Source organism: Micromonospora sp. NBRC 110038, from assembly GCF_020884815.1.
Lineage (GTDB): Bacteria > Actinomycetota > Actinomycetes > Mycobacteriales > Micromonosporaceae > Micromonospora > Micromonospora haikouensis.
Genome location: NZ_BBOL01000001.1, coordinates 1260737 through 1285631, shown reverse-complemented (window position 1 = coordinate 1285631; position 24895 = coordinate 1260737). Strand labels below are relative to the sequence as shown.

General features: G+C 77.0%; 9 protein-coding genes. 5 read left to right on the top strand and 4 right to left on the bottom strand.

Going from position 1 to position 24895, the window contains the following annotated elements; genetic code table 11:
• Positions 1-20 precede the first annotated feature (20 nt).
• Complete coding sequence (locus LPU61_RS05455) at positions 21-15056, bottom strand: type I polyketide synthase (RefSeq protein WP_229404310.1); 15036 nt, start codon at positions 15054-15056, stop codon at positions 21-23.
• Positions 15057-15289: 233 nt separating this feature from the next.
• Between LPU61_RS05455 and LPU61_RS05450 the strand changes: the two genes are divergently transcribed.
• From LPU61_RS05450 to LPU61_RS05430, 5 genes are all read left to right on the top strand, one after another.
• On the top strand, positions 15290-16114 hold the full coding sequence (locus LPU61_RS05450) for a hypothetical protein (RefSeq protein ID WP_229404309.1): 825 nt from the start codon (positions 15290-15292) through the stop codon (positions 16112-16114).
• On the top strand, positions 16105-17118 hold the full coding sequence (locus tag LPU61_RS05445) for a 3-dehydroquinate synthase (protein ID WP_229404308.1): 1014 nt from the start codon (positions 16105-16107) through the stop codon (positions 17116-17118). Before LPU61_RS05450 ends, LPU61_RS05445 begins: the two co-directional genes overlap by 10 nt.
• A gap of 126 nt (positions 17119-17244) precedes the next feature.
• Positions 17245-17835 (top strand): hypothetical protein, encoded by a 591-nt coding sequence (locus LPU61_RS05440; protein ID WP_144420212.1) that lies wholly within the window; start codon positions 17245-17247, stop codon positions 17833-17835.
• A gap of 56 nt (positions 17836-17891) precedes the next feature.
• The gene (locus tag LPU61_RS05435) at positions 17892-20687 is read left to right on the top strand and encodes a hypothetical protein (protein WP_229404307.1); all 2796 of its coding nucleotides are present in this window, start codon (positions 17892-17894) and stop codon (positions 20685-20687) included.
• A 170-nt stretch (positions 20688-20857) separates the two neighbouring features.
• A complete protein-coding gene (locus tag LPU61_RS05430; RefSeq protein ID WP_229404306.1) occupies positions 20858-21592 on the top strand; it encodes a class I SAM-dependent methyltransferase in 735 nt (244 codons plus the stop codon).
• A 216-nt stretch (positions 21593-21808) separates the two neighbouring features.
• Here the strand turns inward: LPU61_RS05430 and LPU61_RS05425 are convergent, their stop codons facing one another.
• The 3 genes from LPU61_RS05425 to LPU61_RS05415 are packed head-to-tail and all read right to left on the bottom strand — an operon-like array spanning position 21809 to position 24892.
• Positions 21809-22507 carry an HAD-IA family hydrolase gene (locus LPU61_RS05425; RefSeq protein WP_229404305.1) on the bottom strand — a complete coding sequence of 233 codons (699 nt, stop codon included), beginning with the start codon at positions 22505-22507 and terminating at the stop codon, positions 21809-21811.
• 37 nt (positions 22508-22544) lie between these two features.
• Positions 22545-23732, bottom strand: coding sequence for a Gfo/Idh/MocA family protein (locus tag LPU61_RS05420; RefSeq protein ID WP_043962701.1), 1188 nt, complete (start codon positions 23730-23732; stop codon positions 22545-22547).
• Positions 23729-24892 (bottom strand): DegT/DnrJ/EryC1/StrS family aminotransferase, encoded by a 1164-nt coding sequence (locus LPU61_RS05415; RefSeq protein WP_043962700.1) that lies wholly within the window; start codon positions 24890-24892, stop codon positions 23729-23731. The genes LPU61_RS05420 and LPU61_RS05415 overlap by 4 nt, the downstream gene beginning before the upstream one ends.
• Positions 24893-24895: the final 3 nt, after the last annotated feature.

The window sequence follows — 24895 nt, the reverse complement described above, 5'->3', positions numbered from 1 at the left end:
TCCGCGCGTCGGGTCGGGCGTCACAGCCCGAGTTCCGTGTCGATCAGGCTGAAGATCTCGTCGTCGCTGGCCTGGGCCAGGTCCAGGTCGTGGTCGGTGGCGGACGCGCCGCGCATGGTGCGCCACTTGGCGACCAGCACCTCCAGCCGAGCCGCGACCTGGGTGTGCAGCTCCGCCTCGACGACCGTCTCGGCCAGGGACCGTTCCAGGCTCTCCAGCTCGGCGAGGATGGCCGGCGCGGCCTGGCCGCCGTCGGGCACGAGCTGGGCGCGCAGGAAACCGGCCAGCGCGGTCGGGTCCGGGTAGTCGAAGATTGCGGTGGCGGGCAGCCGGTGGCCGGTGGCCTCGGTGAGCCGGTTGCGCAGCTCGACGGCGGTCAGCGAGTCGAAGCCGATCTCGTTGAACGCCTGGGCGGGTTTGACGGCGTCGGGGCTGGCGTGGCCGAGGACGGTGGCCGCCTCGGCGCGGACCAGGTCCAGCAGCAGGGCGGACTGCTCGCCGGTGGTGAGGGCGCGCAGCCGGCCGGCGAGGTCCCGGCCGCCGGGGGCGGCCTCGGCGCGGGCCCGGGGGCGAACGCGTCGGACGAGGCCGCGCATCAGGGCGGGCACGCTGGCCCGGCCGGCGAGGGCGGTCACGTCGACCCGGGTGGGCACGAGGTGTTCCTCGGGGGCGGCCAGGCCGGCGTCGAACAGCGCCATGCCGAGGTCGGTTCCGATGGCGAGCTGCCCGTCGCGGGCGGTGATCCGGGGGTCGGCGCGGTCCAGTTTCGCGGTCATCGCGCTGGCCTGCTCCCACAGGCCCCACGCGTACGACTGGGCGGGCAGGCCCGCGCCGCGCCGGCGGGTGGCGAGGGCGTCGAGGTAGGCGTTGGCGGCGGCATAGTTGCCCTGGCCGGGCACGCCGAACACCCCGGCGCCGGAGGAGAACAGCACGAACCCGGCGAGGTCGAGGTGGCGGGTGACCTCGTGGAGGTGCCGGGCGGCGTCCACCTTGGGGGCGAAGACGGTGTCGAGGCGGTCGGGGGTGAGCGCGGTGACCACGCCGTCGTCGAGGACCCCGGCGAGGTGCACGACGGCGGTGAGCGGACGCTCGGCGGGCACGGCGGCGACGAGCCGGGCCACGGCGGCGCGGTCGGCGACGTCGGCGGCGGCCACGGTGACGGTGACGGTGGCACCGAGGGCGGTCAGCTCGGCGGTCAGGTCGGCGACGCCGGGTGCGTCGGGGCCGCCCCGGCTGGCGAGCAGCAGATGCCGCACCCCGTGGCCGGTGACGAGGCGGCGGGCGACGAGGCCGCCGAGCAGGCCGGTGCCGCCGGTGAGCAGGACGGTGCCGTCGGGGTCCCACGGGGCCGGCACGGTGAGCACCACCTTGCCGACGTGCCGGGCCTGCTGGACGTGGCGGAACGCGTCGGGGGCCTGCCGGACGTCCCAGGCGCGCACCGGCAGGGGGGTCAGCTTGCCGGCGGCGAACAGGCCCATCAGCTCGACGAGCATCCGCTGGACCTCGTCGGGGTCCACGGTGGTCAGGTCGTACGCCTGGTAGGCGACGCCGGGGTGGTCGGCGGCGACGCGGTCGGGGTCGCGCAGGTCGGTCTTGCCCATCTCGACGAACCGGCCGCCGCGGGGCAGCAGCCGCAGGGAGGCGTCGACGAACTCCCGGGCGAGGGAGTCGAGGACGACGTCGACCCCGCGTCCGCCGCTGGTGGCGAGGAAGTGCGGTTCGAAGTCGAGGGTCCGCGACGACGCGAGGTGGCTGTCGGGGATGCCCATCGCCCGCAGGGCGGGCCACTTGCCGGGGCTGGCGGTGGCGTAGACGTGCGCGCCGAGGTGGCGGGCGAGTTGCACGGCGGCCATGCCGACGCCACCGGCGGCGGCGTGCACGAGCACGGACTCGCCGGCCCGCAGCCCGGCCAGGTTGACCAGCCCGTGGTAGGCGGTGAGGAACACCACGGGCACGGACGCGGCCTGGGCGTACGTCCAGCCGTCGGGCACCGGCGCGAGCAGCCGGCGGTCGGTGACGGCGACGGGGCCGAAGCAGCCGACGAAGACGCCGAGGACCCGGTCGCCGGGGCGCAGGTCGGTGACGTCCGCGCCGACCTCGGTGACGACGCCGGCGGCCTCGCCGCCGGGCGGCCCGGGGTCGCCGGGATAGAGGCCGAGCGCGTTGAGCACGTCGCGGAAGTTGAGGCCGGCGGCGCGGACCCGCACCCGCACGTCGAGGGGGCCGAGGGGCGCGTCGGCGGCGTCGGTGGGCGCGAGGGTGAGGTTCTCCAGGCTGCCGCGCGCCGTGGTGTCGAGCCGCCAGGCGGTCGCGCCGGCCGGCGGGGTGAGCGTCGCGGCCTCGACGCGGCGGGCCAGCCGGGGGGCGTACGGGGTGCCGGCGCGCAGCGCCACCTGGGGTTCCGCGGCGGCGAGGACGGCGGTCAGCTCGGCGTCGGTGGGCGGGGTGTCGGCGTCGAGCAGGACGAACCGGTCGGGGTGTTCGGACTGGGCGGTGCGGACGAGCCCCCAGGCGGTGGCGGCGTCGGGGTCGTCGACCTCGGCGGGGCTGTGCACGCCGACCGCGCCCCGGGTGAGCAGCACCAGCGGGGTGGCCGCCCAGCGGGGGTCGGCCAGCCACGCCTGGACGAGGGCGAGCGCCTCGGCGGCGACGGCCCGCGCCCGGTCGGGCTCCCCCGCGAACGCGTCGGGCACGTCGGGCACGTCGGGCGCGGGGGCGTCGGACCAGCCCAGCGGGGCGAGGACCGCGTCGGGCGGGGCCGCGCCGCCGTCGACGGCGCGGGCGAGCGCCGCCGGGTCGGCGTGGTGCGGGAACGCGCCGACGGCCCGGCCGAGCGCGACGACGCGGGCCGGGGCGGGGGTCTCCGGCGCGGCGAAGGGCTGCCAGTCGAGGCGGAACAGCGCGTCGTCGACGGCGGCGTCGCGGGTGCCGAGTTCGGCGCGGGGGATGGGGCGCATCGCCAGCGACGCCACCTCGGCCACGGGTGCGCCGGTGGCGTCGGCGACGGTCAGCGCGATCGCGTGCGGGGCGACCCGGGTGAGTCGGACCCGCAGCGCGGACGCGCCGGCGGCGTGCAGGGCGACGCCGTTCCAGGCGAACGGCAGCAGCAGCCGGTCGGGCCCGGCGTCGCCGACGCCGCCGAAGTGCGCGGCGTGCAGGGCGGCGTCGAGCAGGGCCGGGTGCAGGTGGTACCGGTCGGCGTCGGCGCGCTGCCCGGCGGGCAGTTCCACCTCGGCGTACACCTCGTCGTCGCCGGTCCACACGGCACGCAGCCCCTGGAACGCGGGCCCGTACGCGTAGCCGTCGGCGGCGAGCCCGGCGTAGAAGCCGGTGAGGTCGGCGGGGCGGGCGTGCGGCGGCGGCCAGGCGGCGAGGCCGGCGGGCGGGGCGGGCTGCGCGGCGGAGAGGGTCGCGCTGGCGTGCCGCGTCCACGGGGTGCCGGGCGGGGCGTCGGCGGGGCGGGAGTGCACGGCGACGGGGCGGCGGCCGGCGTCGTCGGCCGCGCCGACGGTGAGCTGCACCTGGGTGGCGGCGCGACCGGCTCCGGGGCTGCCGGCGGCGTCGGCGGGCAGCGCGAGCGGGGCCTCGATGACCAGCTCGTCGAGGACGGGGCAGCCGACCTCGTCGCCGGCCCGCAGGCACAGCTCGACCAGGCCGGTGCCGGGCACCAGCACCGTCTCGCCGACCCGGTGGTCGGCCAGCCACGCCGGTGCGCCGGCGGCGATCCGGCCGGTGAACAGGTGCCCGCGCGCCTCGGCCAGCGCCACGGACGCGCCGAGCAGCGGATGCCCGGCGGCGTCGAGGCCGGCCGCGCCGACGTCGCCGGGGCCGGTGGCGGGCCGGGGCCAGTAGCGGCGGTGGTCGAACGCGTAGGTGGGCAGGTCGACGCGACGGCCGCCGGCCAGGGCGGGCCGCCAGTCGACGGCGACGCCGCGCACGTGCAGCTGGGCGGCGGAGAGCAGGAACCGGGCCCGGTCGCCCTGGTCGCGCTGCACGGAGCCGACGACGACGTGCGGGGCGTCGTGCTCGGCGAGGGTCTCGGTGATGCCGACGGTGAGCACCGGGTGGGGGCTGCACTCGACGTACGTGTCGTGGCCGAGCGCGGCCAGTTCCGCCACGGCCCGGTGCAGCTCGACGGGCTGGCGCAGGTTGCGGTACCAGTAGTCGGGGCCCAGCTCAGGCCCGTCGAGCCAGCGCAGGTCGGTGGTGGAGAACAGCGGCACGGCGGCCGGGCCGGGGCTGATGCCGGCCAGTGCCTCGGCCAGATCGGCGCGGATCCGTTCCACCTGGGCGGAGTGGGAGGCGTAGTCGACGGCGATGCGGCGCACCCGGGCCCCGTCGGCGGCCAGCTCGGCGAGCACCTCCTCGACGGCGGCCTCCTCGCCGGAGACGACGACGGCGGCGGGCCCGTTGACGGCGGCGACGGCGACGGCGTCGCCGTGGCGGGCGATGCGGTCGCGGACCACGTCGGCGGGCAGCGCCACGGACGCCATCGCCCCGTGCCCGGCCAGGGCCCGGATCGCGCGGCTGCGCAGCGCCACCACCTTCGCCGCGTCGGGCAGGGAGAGCACCCCGGCGACGCAGGCGGCGGCGATCTCGCCCTGCGAGTGGCCGACGACGGCGGCGGGCCGCACGCCGTAGGAGCGCCACAGCTCGGCCAGCGACACCATCGTCGCGAACAGGGCCGGCTGCACCACGTCGACCCGGTCGAGGCTCGGCGCGTCGGGGGCCTGGCGCAGCACGTCGAGCACGGAGAAGCCCAGGTGGGGGCGCAGGGCCGCGTCGCAGGCGGCCATCCGCTCGGCGAACACGGGTGCCTGGTCGAGCAGGTCGAGGCCCATGCCGGGCCACTGGGAGCCCTGGCCGGGGAAGACGAACACGACCTTCCCGGCGGCGGTGGCGTCGCCGCGTACCAGGTCGGGGTCGGGGCGGCCGGCGGCGAGTGCGTCGAGGGCGGCGGCGACCCGGTCGGGTTCGGCGGCGACGACCACGGCCCGGGCGTCGAACGCGGCCCGGGTGGTGGCCAGCGACCAGGCCGCGTCGCGGGGCGGCTGGTCGGGGTGGTCGGCGAGGTGGTCGCGCAGCCGGCGGGCCTGCCCGGCCAGCGCCCCGGGGGTACGCGCGGACAGCAGCCACGGCAGGGCGGCGGGGTCAGTGGGCGGGGCGGGGTCGGGCTGCGGCTCGTCGGCGACGGCCTCGACGACGACGTGGGCGTTGGTGCCGCTGATGCCGAAGGAGGAGATCCCGGCGCGGGCGGGCCGGTCGGCGCGCGGCCACGGGCGGGCCTCGGTGAGCAGCTCCACGGAGCCGGCGGCCCAGTCGACGCGGGTGGTGCGTTGCTGGGCGTGCAGGGTGCGGGGCAGGACGCCGTGCCGCATGGCGAGGACCATCTTCAGCACCCCGGCGACGCCGGCGGCGGCCTGGGTGTGCCCGAGGTTGGACTTGACGGAGCCGAGCAGCAGCGGCGGGGCGTCGGCGGGGCGTTGGCCGTAGGTGGCGAGGATCGCCTCGGCCTCGATCGGGTCGCCCAGCGGGGTGCCGGTGCCGTGGGCCTCGACGGCGTCCACGTCGGCGGGCGTGAGGCCGGCGGCGGCCAGCGCGGCCCGGATGACCCGCTCCTGGGAGGGCCCGTTGGGGGCGGTCAGCCCGTTGGACGCCCCGTCCTGGTTCACGGCGGTGCCCCGGATCAGCGCGAGGACGGGGTGGCCGCGGCGGCGGGCGTCGGAGAGGCGTTCCACGACGAGCACGCCGACGCCCTCGGACATGCCGAACCCGTCGGCGTCCTCGGCGAACGCCTTGCAGCGGCCGTCGGCGGCGAGGCCGCGCTGGCGGCTGAACCCGGTGAGCCCGGCGGGGCTGGACAGCACCGACACGCCGCCCGCGAGGGCCAGGTCGCAGTCGCCGGCGCGCAGCGCCTGCGCGGCCAGGTGCAGCGCGACCAGGGACGCCGAGCAGGCGGTGTCGACGGTGACGGCGGGCCCCTCCAGCCCGAGGGCGTACGCGACCCGGCCGGACAGGACGCTGCCGGCGGTGCCGGTGAGCAGGTGTCCCTCGTCGGCGGTGGTCTCCCCGTCGTCGGAGGCGACGCCGGGGGCGATCTGGTCGGCGTAGTCCTGCCCGTGGGTGCCGGCGAACACGCCGGTGCGGCTGCCGCGCAGGGTCCCGGGGTCGATGCCGGCGCGTTCCAGGGCCTCCCAGGAGGTCTCCAGCAGCAGCCGGTGCTGCGGGTCCATGGCCAGGGCCTCGCGGGGGCTGATGCCGAAGAACGCGGCGTCGAAGTCGGCGATGCCGGCGAGGAATCCGCCGGAGCGCACGTAGGTGCGGCCGGGGGTGCCGGGGACCGGGTCGTACAGGTCGGGCCAGCCCCGGTCGGTGGGCAGGTCGCCGATGACGTCGCCGCCGTCGTCGAGCAGCCGCCACAGTTGTTCGGGCGAGCCGATGCCGCCGGGGAACCGGCAGGCCATGGCGACGACGGCGACGGGTTCGTCGGCGGCGACGGTGGCGGCGTCGGCGACCTCGGCGGCGGTGGTGCCGAGCAGCCGGGCGTGCAGGTGCGCGGCGAGCAGCTCCGGGGTGGGGTGGTTGAACACGGCGTGCGGGGCGAGCCGGACGCCGGTGGCGGCGGAGAGCCGGTTGCTCAGCTCCACGGCCATCAGCGAGTCGAAGCCGAGGTCCTTGAACGGGCGGCGCGGCTCGATCTGCTCGCCGCCGGTGTGCCCGACGACGGTGGCGCACCGGGCGCGCACCAGGTCGAGCAGCGCGGCGGCCCGTTCGGGTTCGGTGCGGCCGGCGAGCCGGTCGGCGAACCCGGCGGCGGAGGCGGGCGCGGGGTCGGCGTTGACGGCCCGGCGCGGCGGCGGGGGCAGCAGGGCCCGCAGCAGGGCGGGCGCCTCCCCGGCGGCCCGGACGGCGGCCAGGTCCAGCCCGATCGGCACCAGCGCGGGCCGGTCGGCGTGCAGGGCGGCGTCGAACAGGGCCAGGCCGGCGGCGGTGTCCAGGGGGCGGGTGCCGCCCCGGGCGAGGCGGGCCAGGTCGGCGGTGGTGAGCGCGCCGGCCATCCCCTCGGGCTCGGCCCACAGGCCCCACGCGAGGGCGGTGGCGGGCAGGCCGTGGGCGCGGCGGTGCGCGGCGAGGGCGTCGAGGAACGCGTTGCCGGCCGCGTAGTTGCCCTGCCCGGGGCTGCCGAACACGGCCGACGCGGAGGAGAACAGCACGAACGCGGCCAGGTCGAGGCCGGCGGTCAGCTCGTGCAGGTGCCACGCGCCGTGCACCTTGGAGCGCAGGGCCCGCTCCCAGCGGGCGGCGTCGAGGCCGGTGAGCAGGGCGTCGTCGGTGGCCCCGGCGGCGTGCACGACGGCGGTGAGCCGGCCGGCGAGCGGGGCGAGGACCGCGTCGAGGGCGGCCCGGTCGGCGACGTCGGCGGCGACGACCCGCACGGCCGTCCCGGCGGCGGTGAGCGCGTCCATCCAGTCGGCGTGCCGGCCGGTGCGGCTGACCAGCACCAGCTCGGCGACGCCGTGGGCGGTGGCGAGGTGGGTGGCGACGTGCCGACCGATCCCGCCGGTGCCGCCGGTGACGAGGACGGTCCCGCCGGCCAGCGCGGGCAGCGGCCCGGCGGCGGTCGGGCCGGCCGGCAGCGGGCCGGGAGCGGTCGACGCCGGCAGCGGGCCGGCGGCGGGCGCGGGCGTGCCGGCAGCCGGGGCCGGCGTACCGCCGGCGGGGGGCTCGACGGGGCGCAGCCGGGGCAGCAGGGCCCGGCCGTCGCGGACGGCGACCTCGGGCTCGTCGGGGCCGGCGGCCAGGGCCGTGCGGATCCCCGCGTCGTCGGCCGCGTCGAGGCGCAGCAGCAGGAACCGGTCGGGGTGCTCGGCCTGGGCGACGCGGACCAGCCCGGCGACGGTCGCGTGCGCGGGGTCGCCGTCGCGGACGGCGACGGCGAGCCGGGTGCTCTCGGCACGGGGGTCGGCCAGCCAGCGCTGGAGCACGCCGAGGGTGTCCAGGCCGACGGCGTGCGCCCGGTCGGGCACCGGTGCGGCCGGGTCGCCGTCGCCGACCCGCAGCACCAGCAGCGGCGGCAGCGGGCCGGCCGGCGGCGCGCCGTCGGCGAGCGCCCAGGCGGGCACCGGCGTCGCCGGGGTCGCGGCGGGCAGCCAGTCCACGGCGTACAGGCCGGCGGGGGCGGCGGCGGGGGCCGGGCCGTCGGGGGCCGGGGCGGCCACGGCGCGCAGCACCACCCGCTCCACGTCGAGCACGGGGGCACCGGCGTCGTCGACGGCGGAGAGGGTGACCGCGTCCGCCCCGGCGGGGGCGAGCACGACCCGCAGGGCGTGCGCGCCGGTGGCGTGCACGCGCACCCCCGCCCAGTCGGTCGCGGTCGGCCGCGCCGCGGCCCCGGCGGCGGGGGCGAAGCCGGCGAGCGGGAGCAGGCGCAGGGCCGCGTCCAGCACCAGCGGGTGCACCGCGTACCGGTCGGCGTCGGCGTCCCGGGCGTCCTCCGGCAGGCGTACGTCGACGCAGAGCCGGTCCCCCGCGACCCAGGCGGCCCGGGCCAGGTCGCCGGCGAGCGCCCGCCGCTGCGGGGTATCCAGGTCGACGGGCCGGGCCCCGGTGGGCGGCCACACCGCCGTGGCGGCGGCCGGTCCGGCCTGGTGGTCGGCGGGGGCGAGGACGGCCTCGGCGACCTCCCGCCACGGCTGGCCGTCGGCGGCCCGCACGTGGCAGCGCGCCACCCGGCGCGGGTGCTCGTCGGGCGCGTCGACGGTGACCTGCACGTCGACGGAGAGGCCGGCGGGCAGCGGCACCGGCGCGGGGACGCGCAGCCGCTCCACGGTGGGCAGGTCGAGCAGCACGCCGAGGTGGGCGAACAGGTCCAGCAGGGCGGTGGCGGGCAGCAGCGCCGGCCCGTCGGCGTCGGGCGCGACCAGCCACGGGTGGGTGGCGGCGGCGACCCGCCCGGTGCAGACGACCTGCCCGGTGCCGGCGACGGGCAGCACCGCGCCGAGCAGCGGGTGCCCGGCGTCGGCCAGCCCCACGTCGGCGGGCCCGCCGGCCACCGCCGAGTACGGCAGCCAGTAGTGCCGGCGCTGGAACGCGTACGTGGGCAGGTCGACCCGGCGGCGCGGCCCGGGGCCGGCGGGGGCGGCGGGGTCCACGGCGACGCCGCGCACGTGCAGCCGCGCCACGGCGGCGACCAGCGCGTCCGGTTCGCCGTCGACGGTCCGCACGGCGGGCACGAAGGCCAGCTCGTCGGCGGTGTCGTCGGCGAGGCAGTCCTGGGCCATCGCGGTGAGCACCCCGCCGGGGCCGACCTCCAGGAACGTGGTGACCCCCAGCCCGCGCAGGGCGCGCATCCCGTCGAGGAAGCGGACGGTGCCGCGCACGTGCTCCACCCAGTGCTCGGGCGAGCAGAGCCGGGCCGGGTCGACCGGCCGACCGGTCACGTTGGACACCACGGGCAGGTGCGGGGTGCGGTAGGTGAGGCCGGCGGCCACGGCACGGAACGCGTCGAGCATCGGCTCCATGCGCGGCGAGTGGAACGCGTGCGACACCCGCAGCCGGCTGGTGCGCCGGCCGGCGGCGCGCAGGGTCGCGGCGACGGCCAGCACCGCGTCGGTGTCGCCGGAGAGGACGACGCTGCGCGGCCCGTTGACGGCGGCGAGCCCGACCCGGTCGGTGAGGTGGGCGGCCACCTCCGCCTCGTCGGCCTCCACGGCGACCATCGCGCCGCCGTCGGGGAGCTGCTGCATCAGCCGGGCGCGGGCGGCCACCAGCGCCGCCGCGTCGGCGAGGGAGAACACCCCGGCGACGTGCGCGGCGGCCAGCTCGCCGACGGAGTGGCCGAGCAGCGCGTCGGGGCGTACGCCCCAGGACTCCAGCAGCCGGTGGAGGGCCACCTCGAAGACGAACAGGGCCGGCTGGGTGTAGAGGGTGTCGTCGAGCCGGGCGGCGAGGTCGGTGCCGTCGGCGGCGGCGACCACGTCGGCGACGGGGTGCGGGGCGTGCCCGGCGAGGCAGCGGTCCAGCTCGGCGCAGGCGGCGTCGAACGTCTCCGCGAAGACCGGGTACGCGGCCCGCAGCTCGCGGCCCATCCCGGGGCGCTGGCCGCCCTGCCCGCCGAAGAGCAGGCCGAGCCGGCCGTCGGCGACGCGGCCGGTGAGCACGGCGGCGGTGTCGGGTTCCGCCTCGCCCCGGGTCAGCGCGGTCAGCCCGGCGCGGGCGGCGGCCGGGTCGCCGGCCAGCACCACGGCCCGGTGTTCCAGGGCGGCGCGGGTGGTGGCCAGCGCGTGCCCGACGTCGGCCGGGTCGGCGCCCGCGCCGGGGCCGTCGAGCCAGGCGAGCAGGCGGGCCGCCTGGTCGCGCAGCGCCTCGCCGGTGGCGGCGGACAGCGGCCACGGCACCGGCGGCCGGCGGCCGGCGGTGCCCGGGGCGGCCAGGTCGGCGGCGGTCTCCTCGTCGTCGGCGGCGGGGGGCGCCTCGATGATCACGTGGGCGTTGGTGCCGCTGATGCCGAACGACGAGACCGCCGCCCGCCTCGGCCGGTCCACCGCCGGCCACGGGCGCGCCTCGGTGAGCAGCTCCACCGCGCCGCCGGCCCAGTCCACCTCGGACGTCGGGGCGTCCACGTGCAGGGTCGCCGGCAGCGTGCCGTGCCGCAGGGCGAGCACCATCTTGATCACCCCGGCGGCGCCGGCGGCGGCCTGGGTGTGGCCGAGGTTCGACTTCAGGGAGCCCAGCCGCAGCGGCTCGGCGTCGCCGCGCCCCGCACCGTACGTGGCCAGCAGCGCCTGCGCCTCGATCGGGTCGCCGAGCCGGGTGCCGGTGCCGTGCGCCTCCACGACGTCCACGTCGGCTCCGGTGAGCCCGGCGTTGGCCAGCGCCCGCCGGATGACCCGTTCCTGGGCGGGCCCGTTGGGCGCGGTCAGCCCGTTGGACGCCCCGTCCGAGTTGACGGCGCTGCCGCGCAGCACGGCGAGCACCGGGTGGCCGTTGCGGCGGGCGGCGGAGCGGCGTTCCAGCAGCAGCACGGCGACGCCCTCGGACCAGCCCGTGCCGTCGGCGGCGTCGGCGAACGCCTTGCACCGGCCGTCGGGGGCGAGCCCGCGCTGCCGGCTGAACTCGACGAACGCCTGCGGGGTGCCCATCACCGCGACGCCACCGGCGACCGCGAGGTCGCAGTCCCCGGCGCGCAGCGCCTGGGCGGCCAGGTGCAGCGACACCAGCGACGACGAGCAGGCGGTGTCCACGGTGACCGCCGGCCCCTCCAGCCCCAGCGCGTACGCGACGCGGCCGGAGACGACGCTGCCGGCGGTGCCGACGCCCAGGTAGCCCTCGGTGCCGGGCGGCGCCTGGCGCAGGTTGGCGGCGTAGTCGTGGTGCATGACGCCGGTGAAGACGCCGGTGGCGCTGCCCCGCAGCGAGGTGGGGTCGATGCCGGCGCGCTCGAACAGTTCCCAGGAGGTCTCCAGCAGCAGCCGCTGCTGCGGGTCCATGGCCAGCGCCTCGCGGGGGCTGATCGAGAAGAGGGTGGCGTCGAAGTCCGCCGCGTCGGGCAGGAACCCCCCGACGCGCACGTACGAGGTGCCGGGGGCGTCGGGGTCGTCGGAGAACAGGTGCGCCAGGTCCCAGCCCCGGTCGGTGGGGAACCCGGTGAGCCCCTCCCGGCCCTCGGCGACCAGGTCCCACAGCTCCTGCGGGGAGCCGACGCCGCCGGGCAGGCGGCAGGCCATCGCGACGATGACCACGGGATCGTCGGCGTCGGGCGCGGTGGCCGGCCCGGCCGGGGCGACGGGGGCGTCCGGGCCGCCGCGCAGCCGGGCGGCGACGTGCCGGGCGAGGGCGTCCGGGCTCGGGTGGTCGAACGCGGCCGTGGCGGACAGCCGTACCCCGGTGGCCCGGGCCAGCCGGTCGCGCAGGGCGACCGCACCGACGGAGGTGAAGCCCAGTTCCTTGAACGCGCGGCCGGGGCGGACGGCGGCCGGGCCGGGCAGGCCGGCGACGTCGGCGGTGGCGGCGCGGACCAGGTCGAGCAGGAGCCGGTCACCCTCGGCGGTGGTCAGGCCGGCCAGCCGGCGGCGCAGCTCGGCGGCGTCGGCCGCGTCGCCGCCCTCGCCCGCCGCGCGGGCGGGGGGCCGCCAGGCGGGGTGGGTCGCGTCGGCCGGCACGGCGAGCAGCACGGGGTCGTCGCCGTCGTGGGCGACGTCGAACGCGGCGAGGTCGACGGCGGTCCCGCCCGCCGGGGCACCGGCGCCGGCCGTGTGCGGCGGCGCGGCGGGGTCGACCCGCCGGCCGGCGGCGTCGGTCGGCTGCGGCGGCGTGGCGGGATCGGCCGGCTGCGGCGGCGCGGCCGGGTCGGTCGTGCCGATCAGCCGGGCGGGCAGGCCCGCCGCCCGGCGGCGGGCGACGAGGGCGTGCAGGGCCGCGACGGCCGCCGCGGCCCGCTCCCGCCCGGCCGCGCCGAGCAGCAGGGCCGCCGGGACGGCGACGGTGAACACCGTGGCGGCGGCGTGCCGGGTCCGGGCGTCGAGCGCCCCGGCGAGGGTCAGCAGCGCCGCGACGGCGGCGTCGTCGGCGAGGTCGGCGGCCGACGGACAGAGCAGGACCGCGCCGAGCGGCCCGTCGGCGGCGACGGCACCGGCGGGCGCGCCGTCGGTGTCGGCGTCGGCGAGCACGGCGTCATCGAGCACGGTGTCGGCGTCGGCGTCCAGCGGGGTGACCGTCGCGCCCGCGTCGGTCAGGTCCGCGACGAGTCGCCGCAGGGCGGCGTCGTCGGGTGGGCCGGCGTGCGCCAGCCGCAGCCGGCGGGCGCCGTGCGCGGCGACCAGGTGCCGGGCCAGCGCCGCGCCGGTCGGCCCGTCGACCCCGGTCACCACCGCCGGGGCGGCCGGGTCGACCACCGTCGCCGGCCGCCGGGGCGCGCGGGCGGGGGCCGGCCCGAGGGCCGGGTGCCGGGCCGCGCCGGCGCGCAGCGCGACCTGCGCGACGCCGGTGGCCACGGCGGCCGGCACCAGGGCCAGCGACAGGTCGTCGGCGTCCCGGTCGACCAGCACGACCCGATCCGGGTACACGGCGTGCAGGCAGCGCCCCCACGCCCACGCCGCCACGGCCGCCGGCACCAGGTCGGGGTCGTCGGGGCGGTCGGGAGTGGACGCGTCGACGGCGCCGGTGGTCAGCAGCGCGATCCGGGTGCCGGCGTACCGGGCGTCGGCGAGCAGGTCGCCCAGCCGCCCGGCGAGGTCCGGCGGGTCGGCGACGCCGGCCGGCAGCAGCGCCACGTCGGGCGCGTACGGGTCGTCGCCCAGCGCGGCGAGATCCGGGTACGCCCGGAACACGTCGCCCGCCGACGCCCCGACCAGCGCCTCGACGAGGGCGTCGCCGCCCGGCCCGACGACCGCCCAGCGACGCGGTCCGGGGGTCGGCTCGGCGCTGGCCTCGGCGGTGGGCTCGGCGGCGGCGGCCAGGTCCAGCGGCTGCCAGGTGACCCGGCTGAGCGTGTCGTGGTGGCCGCCGTTGACCGCGCGCAGCCGCGCCGGCCGGGCCAGCAGCAGCCGGCGGGTGACCTTGCCGGACGCGGTGCGGGGCACCCGGTCGATCTCGTACAGCGCGTCGGGGACCTTGTAGTAGGACAGCCGCTCCCGGCAGGCCGCGTACGCGGCGGCGGGGTCGAACCCGTCCGGGCCGGGTACGAGGAACGCCACCGGCACCTCGCCGAGCACCTCGTGCGGCCGGCCGGTGACCGCCACGTCGGCGACGCCGGGCACCGACCGCAGCGCGTCCTCCACCTCGGCCGGGTGGATCTTCTCCCCGCCCCGGATGATCAGCTCCTGGTGTCGGCCGGTGACGAAGAGGTTGCCGTCGGCGTCGCGGCGGGCCAGGTCCCCGGTGCGGTACCAGCCGTCGCGCAGCGCGGCGGCGGTCACCTCGGGCAGGCCGTGGTAGCCGAGCATGACGCTCGGGCCGCGTACCCACACCTCGCCCTCGACGCCGGCCGGGACGTCCACCCCGGTCTGCGGGCTGACCAGGCGCACCTCGACGCCGGGCACGGGCTGCCCGCAGGAGCCCTCGACCCGGGGCCGGTCCGGGCGGGTGATCGCGATCGAGCCGCAGGTCTCGGTGCTGCCGTACGCGTCGAGCAGCGGCGCGTCGAAGACCTCCTCGAACGCCCGGCGCAGCGCCCCGGTGGTGATCGCCCCGCCGACCAGGCACACCCGCAGGTCGGGGGCGCGGAAGCCGGTGCTGCGGGCGGCGGTGACCAGGTGGTGGTACATGGCGGGCACGCCGGCCAGCACCGTCGCGGAGTCCTCGGCGACGGCGGCCAGCACGTCGTCGGCGGAGAAGCCGTCGACGAGCCGGGCGCTCGCGCCGACGGCGGTGACGCTGAGCACGCAACCGATGTGGGACAGGCTGTGGAACAGCGGCAGCGGCCACACGACCCGGTCGTCGCCAGTGAGGCCGGGGATCGGCACGTAGCAGGACGCCACCGACCACAGGCAGGTGCGCTGCGTGGAGAGCACGCCCTTGGGCCGGCCCGTCGTGCCCGAGGTGTAGAGCATCCAGGCGACCTCGTCGAGGCCCAGGTCGTCGCGGGCCGGCACGCCCGGTTCGGCGTCGACCAGCTCGCCCCAGGCGGCCACGTCGTCGGGGGCCACGCCGTCGCCGGTGACCCAGAGGCGCAGGGCGGGGCGGTCGGCGCGCAGCCGCAGCAGCTGGTCGAGGTGCTCCGGGTCGGTGACGACCAGCACCGCGCCCGAGTCGTCCAGCAGATGGGCCAGCTCCGCGTCGGTGCAGCGCGGGTTCAGCGGTACGCCGACCGCGGCGGCCCGGGTGACCGCCAGCCACGTCTCGACCGTCTCCACCCGGTTGCCCAGGCAGAACGCCACCCGCTCGCCCCGGCCCACCCCCGCCGCCGCCAGGTGCCCCGCCAGCCGGGCGGTACGCGCCGCCAGCTCGGCGTACCGGACGGCGCGGCGGTCGTCGCGGAACGCGACCCGGTCCCCGAACTCCTCCGCGTGCGCCTTCAGCAGACCGGGCAACGGCTGGACCAGGTCGCTCCGAAGCATGTCACCATCCGTCCGCTCGGCGAGACTCCCCATCCGCGGCGTAGACCTCGCTCGCCGTAACGGCACAAGTCTTCCCAGCGTCGTGGCGGCGACCTACCCCTGTCGCACCCCTAACCCGTCCCCAGTTCCGGCCGCCGACCGACCGGCGCGACCTGCGGCGGAGGTGATGATGGGGCGAGCCTGCGCAGACCGTCGTGCCCATGCCCCACCTTCCGTCAGTCGAGGTGCCGTCGTTGGAACGCTCGTGGTTGTTCGCCCGCCTGGCCGTGCCGGCCGGCGGCTGCCCGGACGCCGGGGCGGCCGAGCTGGTCGGCACCGTCGTCGCCGGGCTGGTCGCCGCCGCCCGCCGCGCCGACCCGGGGTCCGGCTGGTTCTACGACCGGCTCGACCCCACCGGCGCCCCGGTCGCCCCGGCCGGCTCCGCCGCCGGGCCGCGGCTGCGCCTCGGCATCCGCGCGTCGGCGGCGGGGCTCGACGTGGTCCGGGCCGGGCTGCGCGCGTACGACCGAGGGTTTTCCCTGGTCGACGAGGCGCACGTGGTCCGCGATCCGGCCCGGGGCGGACCCCTCGCGCAGGCCGGCAGCGACCTGGCGCTGGCCCTGCTCGCCGGGGACGGGCCGTGGCTGCCCGGCGCGGAGCTGCCGCTGGCCGTGGCGCACCTGCGGCACCTGGCCGGGCTGCTGCCGGCGGCCGACCGGGCCGCGTTCCTCTTCCTGCACTGGCAGGACCGCGGCGCGACGCTCACCGGGGCGCACCGCCGGGAACTGGCCGCGCAGGCCGCCGCCGGGGCGGACAAGATCGTCCTCGCGGCGGACGACCTGCCGCCGGGCGGGACGGCCGAGGCCGCGTGGCGGCGCTACCTGGACCGGGTCGCCGACGTCGCCGGGCGGGACCATCCGGACGCGCCGCGCGGCTTCCTGCTGGCCCACCACGCCCAGCTCAGCCACGACCGGTGGGGCATCGCCCCGGACGTCGACGCGCTGGCAGCGCTGGCGCTGCGGCTGACGCTGGTCCGCCGCACACCCGAGTCGGAGGAGAGAGCAGCCGCATGCAGGTGACGGAGACCCCCGCGCGGATCGAGGTGGCGCTCGGCGAGCGCGCCTACCCGGTGCTGATCGGGCCGGGCGTGCGCCACCGGCTGCCGGCGGAGGTGGCGCGGATCGGCGCGCGGCGGGTCGTCGTGGTCTCGGCCCGGCCGCCGGAGTGGACGCCCGACCCGGGCGTGCCCCACCGGGTGGTGCCGGCCCGCGACGGCGAGCACGACAAGACCCTCGCCACGGTGGAACAGCTGTGCCGGGCGTTCGCCGAGTTCGGGCTGACCCGCACCGACGCGGTGGTCTCCTGCGGCGGCGGCACCACCACCGACGTGGTGGGGCTGGCCGCCGGCCTCTACCACCGGGGGATCGCCGTCATCCACCTGCCGACGTCGCTGCTGGCCCAGGTCGACGCCAGCGTCGGCGGGAAGACGGCGGTGAACCTGCCGGAGGGCAAGAACCTCGTCGGCGTCTACTGGCAGCCCCGCGCGGTGCTCTGTGACACCGAACACCTGACGACCCTGCCGGAGCGGGAACGGCGCAACGGCTACGGGGAGATCGCCCGCGCCCACTTCATCGGCGCGGGCGACCTGCGCGGGCGGCCCGTCGCGGAGCAGATCGCCGCGTGCGTGGCGCTCAAGGCGCGGGTCGTCGCCGCCGACGAACGCGACTCGGGGCTGCGGCACATCCTCAACTACGGCCACACGCTGGGGCACGCGCTGGAGGTCGCCACGGGCTTCCGGCTGCGGCACGGCGAGGCCGTCGGCGTCGGCACGGTCTTCGCGGGCCGGCTCGCCGGCGTCCTCGGTCGGATCGGCCCCGAGCGGGTCGCCGAGCACCACGAGGTGGTCGCCGGCTACGGCCTGGACACGGAGCTGCCCTCCGACGTGGACCACGACGAGCTGGTCGCGCTCATGCGGCGCGACAAGAAGGCCACGGCGGGCCTGTCGTTCGTCCTCGACGGCCCGGCCGGGCCGGAGCTGGTGGCGGACGTCCCACCGGAGGCCGTCCGCACCGCACTGGGGTGAGAGGAAGGGCACTCCGTCGGCGCTGATGACGGGACGATGATCCGGCCGTGACGGCCCCGGGGACGCTGGCGACATGATGACTCTCGGACTTCACCCAGCCCCATCGAGAAGTGGCCCATGCGCGGCATGAGCAGGCTCGCCTCGGCCGCATCCGCCGTGCGCAGCCGGTGGTCGCGCATCCTCGGGTCGGCGACCGCTCTCACCATCGTGCTGGCAGTCGGTGGCGCGGCTGTCACCCCACCGCAGGCGGCCCGGGCTGCGAGCTGCAAGGCGGAGACGTGCGAGGGCAAGTGGGCCGGTGACGCGGGTTGCCTGGCCGACAAGGTGGTCGCCGACGACCAACGGATCCTCGTCGAATCGCCCGAGGACAGCGTCAAGCTGTTGGAAGGCACCAGCACGCTCTACTACTCACCGAGCTGCCAGTCGACCTGGACGGACTGGCTGATCACCTTCGACGAGACGTATTGGGAGGTGGAGTTCCAGTTCTGGGAGCTGACCCAGTACGGCGCGAACGAGATGCGCAAGCCAGCGGCACCGTCCCCGCTCTTCCCTGACGCGTACGTCAACTACACGACGGCCGGGGTCAACCTGTGGCGCTCGGCGATGACGGACTGGAACAAGTCGGTGCGGGCCTGCTGGTACGTGGTCGGCTCGGGGGACCCTCCCACTCCGAACAACGATCCCGACGAGCAACTGGAGTGCACCAAGTGGAACTGAAGCGTGACCGACCGGCGCGACCGGTCGTCCTTGGTGCGCTCGGTGCGGTGGTCGCGATGAGCGCCTCGGTGCTTGTCGTTCCCCAGCCTGTGGCCGCCCGGCCGATCTCACCGGTCCCCGCCGAGACCCTGAGCCGGGGGGCGCTCGCCGACCCGGACGCCTCGCTCGGCCCCGACTGGGCCGGCTCCAGAGACCAGTTGGTCGCCGGGGCCGGTGACCGAAGCGGCTTCCACCTGTTCGTGGCCCGGGAGCGGGACGCCTTCGCCTGGTCGAACCTGACCACACTGAATGCCGGTCTCCCCGACGTCGGCAACTGGACGGGCAGCGTCTGTGTCACCGGCTCCGGCAAGCGTGCCGTCGCGGTGTACGCGCCGACCTCGTACAGCAACAAGCCGGAACTGGCCACCAAGGGCGCCTACGTCGCGGTGGTCGACCTGACCAACGGCAAGGTCGTTCCGCTGAAGGAACGGGTTCAGCTGGCGTACTACAACCCGTCCTGCGGGGCCGGTGAACGCGTGCTGGTCACCCGGCCCACCGACGTCGACCAACAGACCACCGAGGTCATCGCCATCGACGCGGCAGCCGGCAAGGTGACCTCGACGGTCCGCCTGGCCGGGCAGTTCACCAACGCGGCACCGGCGGCCGAGGGCGACTACGGCATCCTCCGGGGCGGTCTGCACCGGCTCCGGGCCGGCAAGCTCACCAAGCTGGCCGACCCGGGCGGGCAGCCGTTCGCCGTGCGGGTGACGGCTGCCGGCGCGGTCGACGTGCTGACCGTGGACGAGGCGAAGCCGGGCGTCGAGGCCCGGGCGAGCGCCCACCGGTACGACGGCCGCCGGCACACCGTGCTCGGCACTGGCCGGGCCACCGGCCTCGAACTGGTCGGCCTTTCGGGCGGTCGCAACGCCCTCGTCGGCGACATCGCCGGAATCCGCCGGCACCCCGCCGACCTGGTGCTGCTCACGGCCGGCGACAAGACCCGGGTGGCCTCTCGGGAGGGACACCTGCTGCTGATGTCGGCCAGCCCGGTCGAGACGGGTCAGGCCGACCGCCGAACCCGCCTCGACGTCACGGTCCGGGCCACGAGGAGCGGCCGGGAGAGCCGGCACACGGTGACCACCACACCGAAGGCTCCAGCGGACGTCGCCGCTCCCCGGGCCGGTCGGCGGCAGGCCCCCAGCGCGCAGATCACCGGAGAGGTCGTCACCAACCCCTTCTTCCGGCCGACCTGCGCGGTTCCCCGCAACGACATTCGCCGCCAGGTGCTCCAGCCGAGCGCCAACCAGGTGGAGTGGGCGGTGGACCTCGCCGTGCAGGGCAAGTTGACCGTCTCCCGACCGGCGAACTACCTGAAGACCGGCGGGCCGGCGTACACCCCGCAGGGGCTCTTCCCGTTGCCGTCCGGGCCGCGGGTGCCCGCGCAGGTGATGCTGGCGGTGCTGGCCCAGGAGACCAACATGGCACAGGCTTCCTGGCATGCCGCGCCGGGCGACGGCGGCAACCCCCTCGTCTCCGACTATTACGGCAGCCGCAGCAGCAGCTCGTGGGGGTGGGACTACATCGACTACGACAGCAGCGACTGCGGATACGGCATCTCCCAGGTCACCGACGGCATGACCTGGGACTCGACGAAGTGGACCGAGGCCGAGCGGGTGGCCATCTCGAGCGACTACGCCGCGAACATCGCCGCCGGTCTGCGGATCCTCGTCGAGAAGTTCAACCAGGTGCAGTCGCTCGGCATATCGGTCAACACCAACGACCCCCGCTACATCGAGAACTGGTTCCTGGCGGTCTGGGGCTACAACAGCGGCGTGCACCCGCGGGGCGAGCCGGGCGCCAACGGGAACTACGGGCTCGGGTGGTTCAACAACCCGGCCAACCCGTCGTACCCGGCGAACCGGGCGCCGTTCCTGCGCATCAACACCGACGACGCCAGCCACCCGTCGGACTGGTCCTACCCGGAGCGGATCATGGGTTGGGCCGAGGTGCCGCAGTGGCAGTGGATCGATCCGGTGACGAAGTACTCCAAGCCGCTGTTCGGATCGTCGAGCAACCAGCTGAGCCTGCCGAGCAGGTACCAGTTCTGCGGTGCGGCGAACAACTGCTCCCCGTTCGGGGACAACTCGGGCTGCGACGAGTCCTGCTGGTGGCACGGCAGCACCAGCTGGGCGTCCGAGGCCGCCCCGCTGAGCACCGAGAAGCTGGTGTACGCGGTGGGTTCGGCAGAGCCGGCCGTCAAGGCGGTCTATCCGAAGCGGTGCACTCCGTTCTCGGCGAGCGGGGCTCTGGTGGTCGACGACCTGAAGGACTCGTCGATCAATCCGCTGGGCTGCGCGGGGCAGAGCTGGGGCGGCAAGTTCACCCTCCGCCTCGGGTCTCCTGCGGGCGACGGGAACAGCTTCTACGCAGACATCGACGTCCATCAGCTCGGGGCGGGCTATCTCGGCCACATGTGGTTCACCCACAGCGTCGACGACAGCGACGCGCCGCTGCACCAGGTGGTCGGCACGTGGACGCCGAACATTCGCAGTGGCATCCAGAGCTGGGACATCGTGGTGCACCTGCCGTCGCACGGCGCCAACGAGACGGCGGCCGAATACCTGATCCAGCCGGGTATCGGCATCTACAACGACCCCCGCGACCAGGAGCGCACCTGCGTGGTCAACCAGGACTCAGCCACCCAGGGCGCCGACCGGTGGGTGAGCCTCGGCCGCCACACCCTCGGGCCGCGTGCGCGCGTACAGCTCAGCAACAGGATCACCGGCGCGAACGGCGAGGTCGACATCGCCTGGGACGCGATGGCGTTCGTGCCGGCGACCGGCACCGCGAAGTCCTGCGGCACTGCCTGGTGACACAGCTGACCGGGTGAGTCGATCCGAGGGGCGGGGACCTACCGGTGCCCGCCCCTCGGCCTGCGCTCCGCGAAGAATCCGGCGACCGGCACCCGGTGCCCCCTTCGACACCCGTCGCGTCGACGGGTAATCGGGTGGACAGCGTGCCGTTGCGGGGCGATCGTCGGCCCATGAGGCAGGAAGACATCTGGGACGCAGACGCCGCCGCGCGCTACGACACGCCGGGCGTCGGCATGTTCGCACCCGAGGTGCTGGGGCCGACCGTGGACCGGCTCGCCGCGCTCGCGGGCGGCGGGGCGGCGCTGGAGTTCGCCGTCGGCACCGGCCGGGTGGCCGTGCCGCTCGCCGAGCGCGGGGTGCCCGTCACCGGCATCGAGCTGTCCACCGCCATGGTCGACAGGCTACGGACGAAGGTGGACGAGGCGGCGTTGCCCGTGGTCGTCGGGGACATGGCCACCACCGTCGCGCCGGGGGCGTACACGCTCGTCTACCTGGTCTTCAACACGATCGCCAACCTGCTCACCCAGGCCGAGCAGGTCGCCTGCTTCCGCAACGCGGCCCGCCACCTCGGCCCGGGAGGCCGGTTCGTGATCGAGCTGTGGGTGCCGGAGCTGCGCCAGCTCCCGCCGGGCCGGCAGGCCACGGTCTGGCACTGCGAGCCCGGCTACATCGGCCTGGACACCTACGACGTGCTGCGCCAGCACGTCGTGTCGCACCACTTCAGGTTCGGCGAGGACACCGAGGCGCAGGTGTTCCGCACGCCGCACCGCTACATCTGGCCGGCGGAGCTGGACCTGATGGCGCAGTTGGCCGGCTTCGAGCTGGAGTCGCGGCACGCGGACTGGGCCGGCGGCGAGTTCACCGCCGAGTCGCGCGACCACGTCTCCGTGTACCGCCTCCCCTGACCGGCCGCCACGCCGCCGGTCACCGGACCGGCGGGTCCGGGGCCGGCGGGTCGCCCCGCCATGTCGCCGACATCGCGGGATCCGGGCCGACTCGATACCGCCATGTCGCCGACATGCCGACCGCGCCCGACCGCCCGCCGCGCCCGACCGCGCCGCCGCCCCGCGGATCAGGGCCGCCGCGCGGGTCAGCGCCGCCGCGCGCCCAGGGCGGGCGGGTCAGGGGACCAGGGCCGCCGGGCAGTACGCCAGCAGGTCCGTCGGCGCGTGGGCGACCACGTCCGGGCCGGCGGCGAGCAGGACGGCGACGTCCCCGCCGTGCCAGGTGGTGGCGACCGTGGTGACGCCGGCGTCCCGGCCGCTGAGCAGGTCGATCACCGCGTCGCCGACCATCATGGCCTGCTCCGGCGGCACGTCGAGGTGGCCGAGGGCGGCGAGGACGATGTCCGGGGCCGGCTTCGGGCGGGCCACCTCGTCGGAGCCGATCACCTGGTCGAACAGGTCCAGCACGCCGAGCGTGTCGAGCAGCGAGCGGGCCCGCGGGCCGCTCTTGCCGGTGGCAATGGCCATCCGGACGCCCCGGCCGTGCAGCTCCTCCAGGGTCTGGCGTACGCCGGGGAACAGCGGCACGAGGTGCGCCATCCGGTAGCTCTCCCGGACGAACGGCTCCTCCATCTCCAGCGGCAGCCCCATCAGCCGCATGATGTCCGGGAAGTACCGGCCCATGTGCCGGTTGTACTCCTCGAACGGCGCGGGCCCGTCGCCCACCACCTCGGCGTACGCGATGCTGAACGCCTCGCGCATGACGGCCGAGCTGTCGACCACGACGCCGTCGAGGTCGAACACGACCGCGCGGATCGGGCCCCGGGCGGGCGGCGGCGGGAGGGTGACGTCGACGGTGGACGGTGGATGGGTCATGGCTGCTCCCCGGAGCGAGTGAGGTCGCCGGTGGTTCTCACCGGTCGCGTTGGCCCGCCAGCGCGTGCTCCCGCTCCGGCTCGGTGGGCCGGGCGGTGCGGTAGATCCGTTCGATGATGTCGATGGTCCGGTGTGCCTCGGCGACGGCCGCGCCCCGGCTGGCCGGGGCGGCGAGCAGGCCGGGCAGGGCATCGAGTTGGCGGTCGTACTCGGTGCCGATCGGCTCGGCCGGCAGCGGCAGCGCGACGGTCTCGCCGTCGCGGGTGCGGGTGAGCACCGGCGTCGGCTCCCGGTTCGGGCTGAACCCGAACGTGCAGCGCAGGGTGGCCGTGCCGGCGGCGCCCTGCACGGTGATGGTGGTGCGGTCCAGCGCCTCGTGCGACGCCCAGCAGGCGTGCACGGCGACGGACGCACCGTCGGCGGTGAGCAGGAACCCCCGCGCGGTGTCCTCGACGTCGCCCCGCGACCCGCCGACCGAACCGTCGCCCCGTAGCGCGCCTGCGGCAGCGGCGGAACCGGCGGGGTCGCGCCAGACGGCGTGCGCGGCGGTGTCGTTGACGAAGTCGGCGGAGACGCTGCCGACGGCGTGGGTGATCCGGGTGGCCGGGCCGAGCAGCGGCAGCACCGTGTCGAGCAGGTGCCAGCCGAGGTCGACGAGCGCGCCGCCGCCGGAGAGGTCGCGGCGGGTGAACCAGCCGCCCGCGTCGGGCACCCCCCGGGCGCGGACCCATGCCACGTCGACGTGCCGGATCGGGCCCAGCTCGGCGGCGGCGTCGGCGAGGGCCCGCACGTCGGCGCGCCACCGGGCGGCGCTGCCGGCCAGCAGCACCGCGCCGCCGGCGCGCTCCGCGTCGGCCAGCAGCGCCGCCTCGGCGGAGCTGAGGCAGACGGGCTTCTCCAGGAACACGGGTACGCCCCGGCGCAGCAGCCGGGCGGCGACGGCGGCGTGCAGGTGGTTGGGCACGGCCACCACCACCAGGTCCGCCGCTCCGGCGGGCAGGTCGTCGACGTCGGCGTACGCGAAGGGCACCGCGTGGGTGTCGCGGGCGGCTTCCCGGACGGCCGGCTGCGGGTCGACCAGGGCCGTCACCTCGAAGGCCGGGTGCGCGGCGAGCCGGGGCAGCCAGATCTCCCGGCCGGCCCAGCCGAGGCCGACCACGGCGACCCGGATCGGGCCGCCGGGCGGCACGGCGACGCCGGAGACGGCCGGCGGCGGGGTGGTCATCCGGCGAGGACGTCGGCCAGCACGGCGGCGATGTCGTGCATCTGCTGCTCGGTGCCGAGCAGGGTGCGGTGGTGCAGCCAGACGCAGTCGGAGTGGATCTGCTCGACGTTGGGGCAGCGGGCGGCGATCTGCTCGACGGTCTCGTCGGGGGCGCCGGCCTTCCAGAACCCCTCGCACCGGTAGATGGCCCGGAACGCCACGAACGCGGGCACGCCCCGGGCGATGAGCGCGTCGACCACGGCGCGGCGGCGCTCCGGGGTGATCCCCGGGATGCGGAACATGGCCATGTAGTGCGGGTTGCGGTCGGTGCGCGGGTCGATGGTCTGCGGGACCACGCCGGGGATCTCGGCGAGCAGGCCGGCCAGCAGCGGCCAGCGCTGCTCGCGTACGTCGATCTGGCCGGCGAGGCGGGCGAGTTGGGCGCGCAGCACGGCGGCGGTGAACTCGCCCATCCGGTAGTTGGAGCCGGTGGTGCGGTGCAGGTAGTCGCGGTCGGTGCGCGGCCGGCCGCAGCTGTGCACGAGGAAGGCGCGCTCGCGGGTCTCCTCGTCGGGGAAGAGCACCGCGCCGCCCTCGCCGGCGGTCATCAGCTTGCCGTTCTGGAAGCTGAACGCGGCGATCGAGCCGAGTTCGCCGACCTTGCGGCCCTGCCACTGCGCGCCGTGGGCGTGCGCGGCGTCCTGGAGCAGCGCCACCCCGGCGTCGGCGGCGATCTTGTCGAGCGCGTCCATGTCGGCGAACTGCCCGGCCATGTGCACCGGCATGATCACCTTGGTGCGGTCGGTGACGGCGGCGGCGACGGCGGCCGGGTCGACGCAGTAGGTGTCGAGGTCGACGTCGACCGGCACGGCGACCGCGCCGAGGCGCTGCGCCGCGAGCGACGACGAGATGAAGGTGAACGCCGGCACGATGACCTCGGTGCCGGGCCCGACGCCGAGCACCTCGAGGGCGACCTCCAGGGCGTGGGTGCCGTTGGTGACGGCGAGGGCGTGCGGCGTGCCGTGGTACGCCCCGAACTCGGCCTCGAAGGTGTCGACCTCGCTCCCGCCCATCCGCCACCACTGGCCCTGTTCGAGGGCACGGATCAGGCCGGCTCGTTCCTCGTCACCGAACTGCGGCCACTCGGGGAACTCCGGCACCGTCGACGGCTGACCACTCATGAC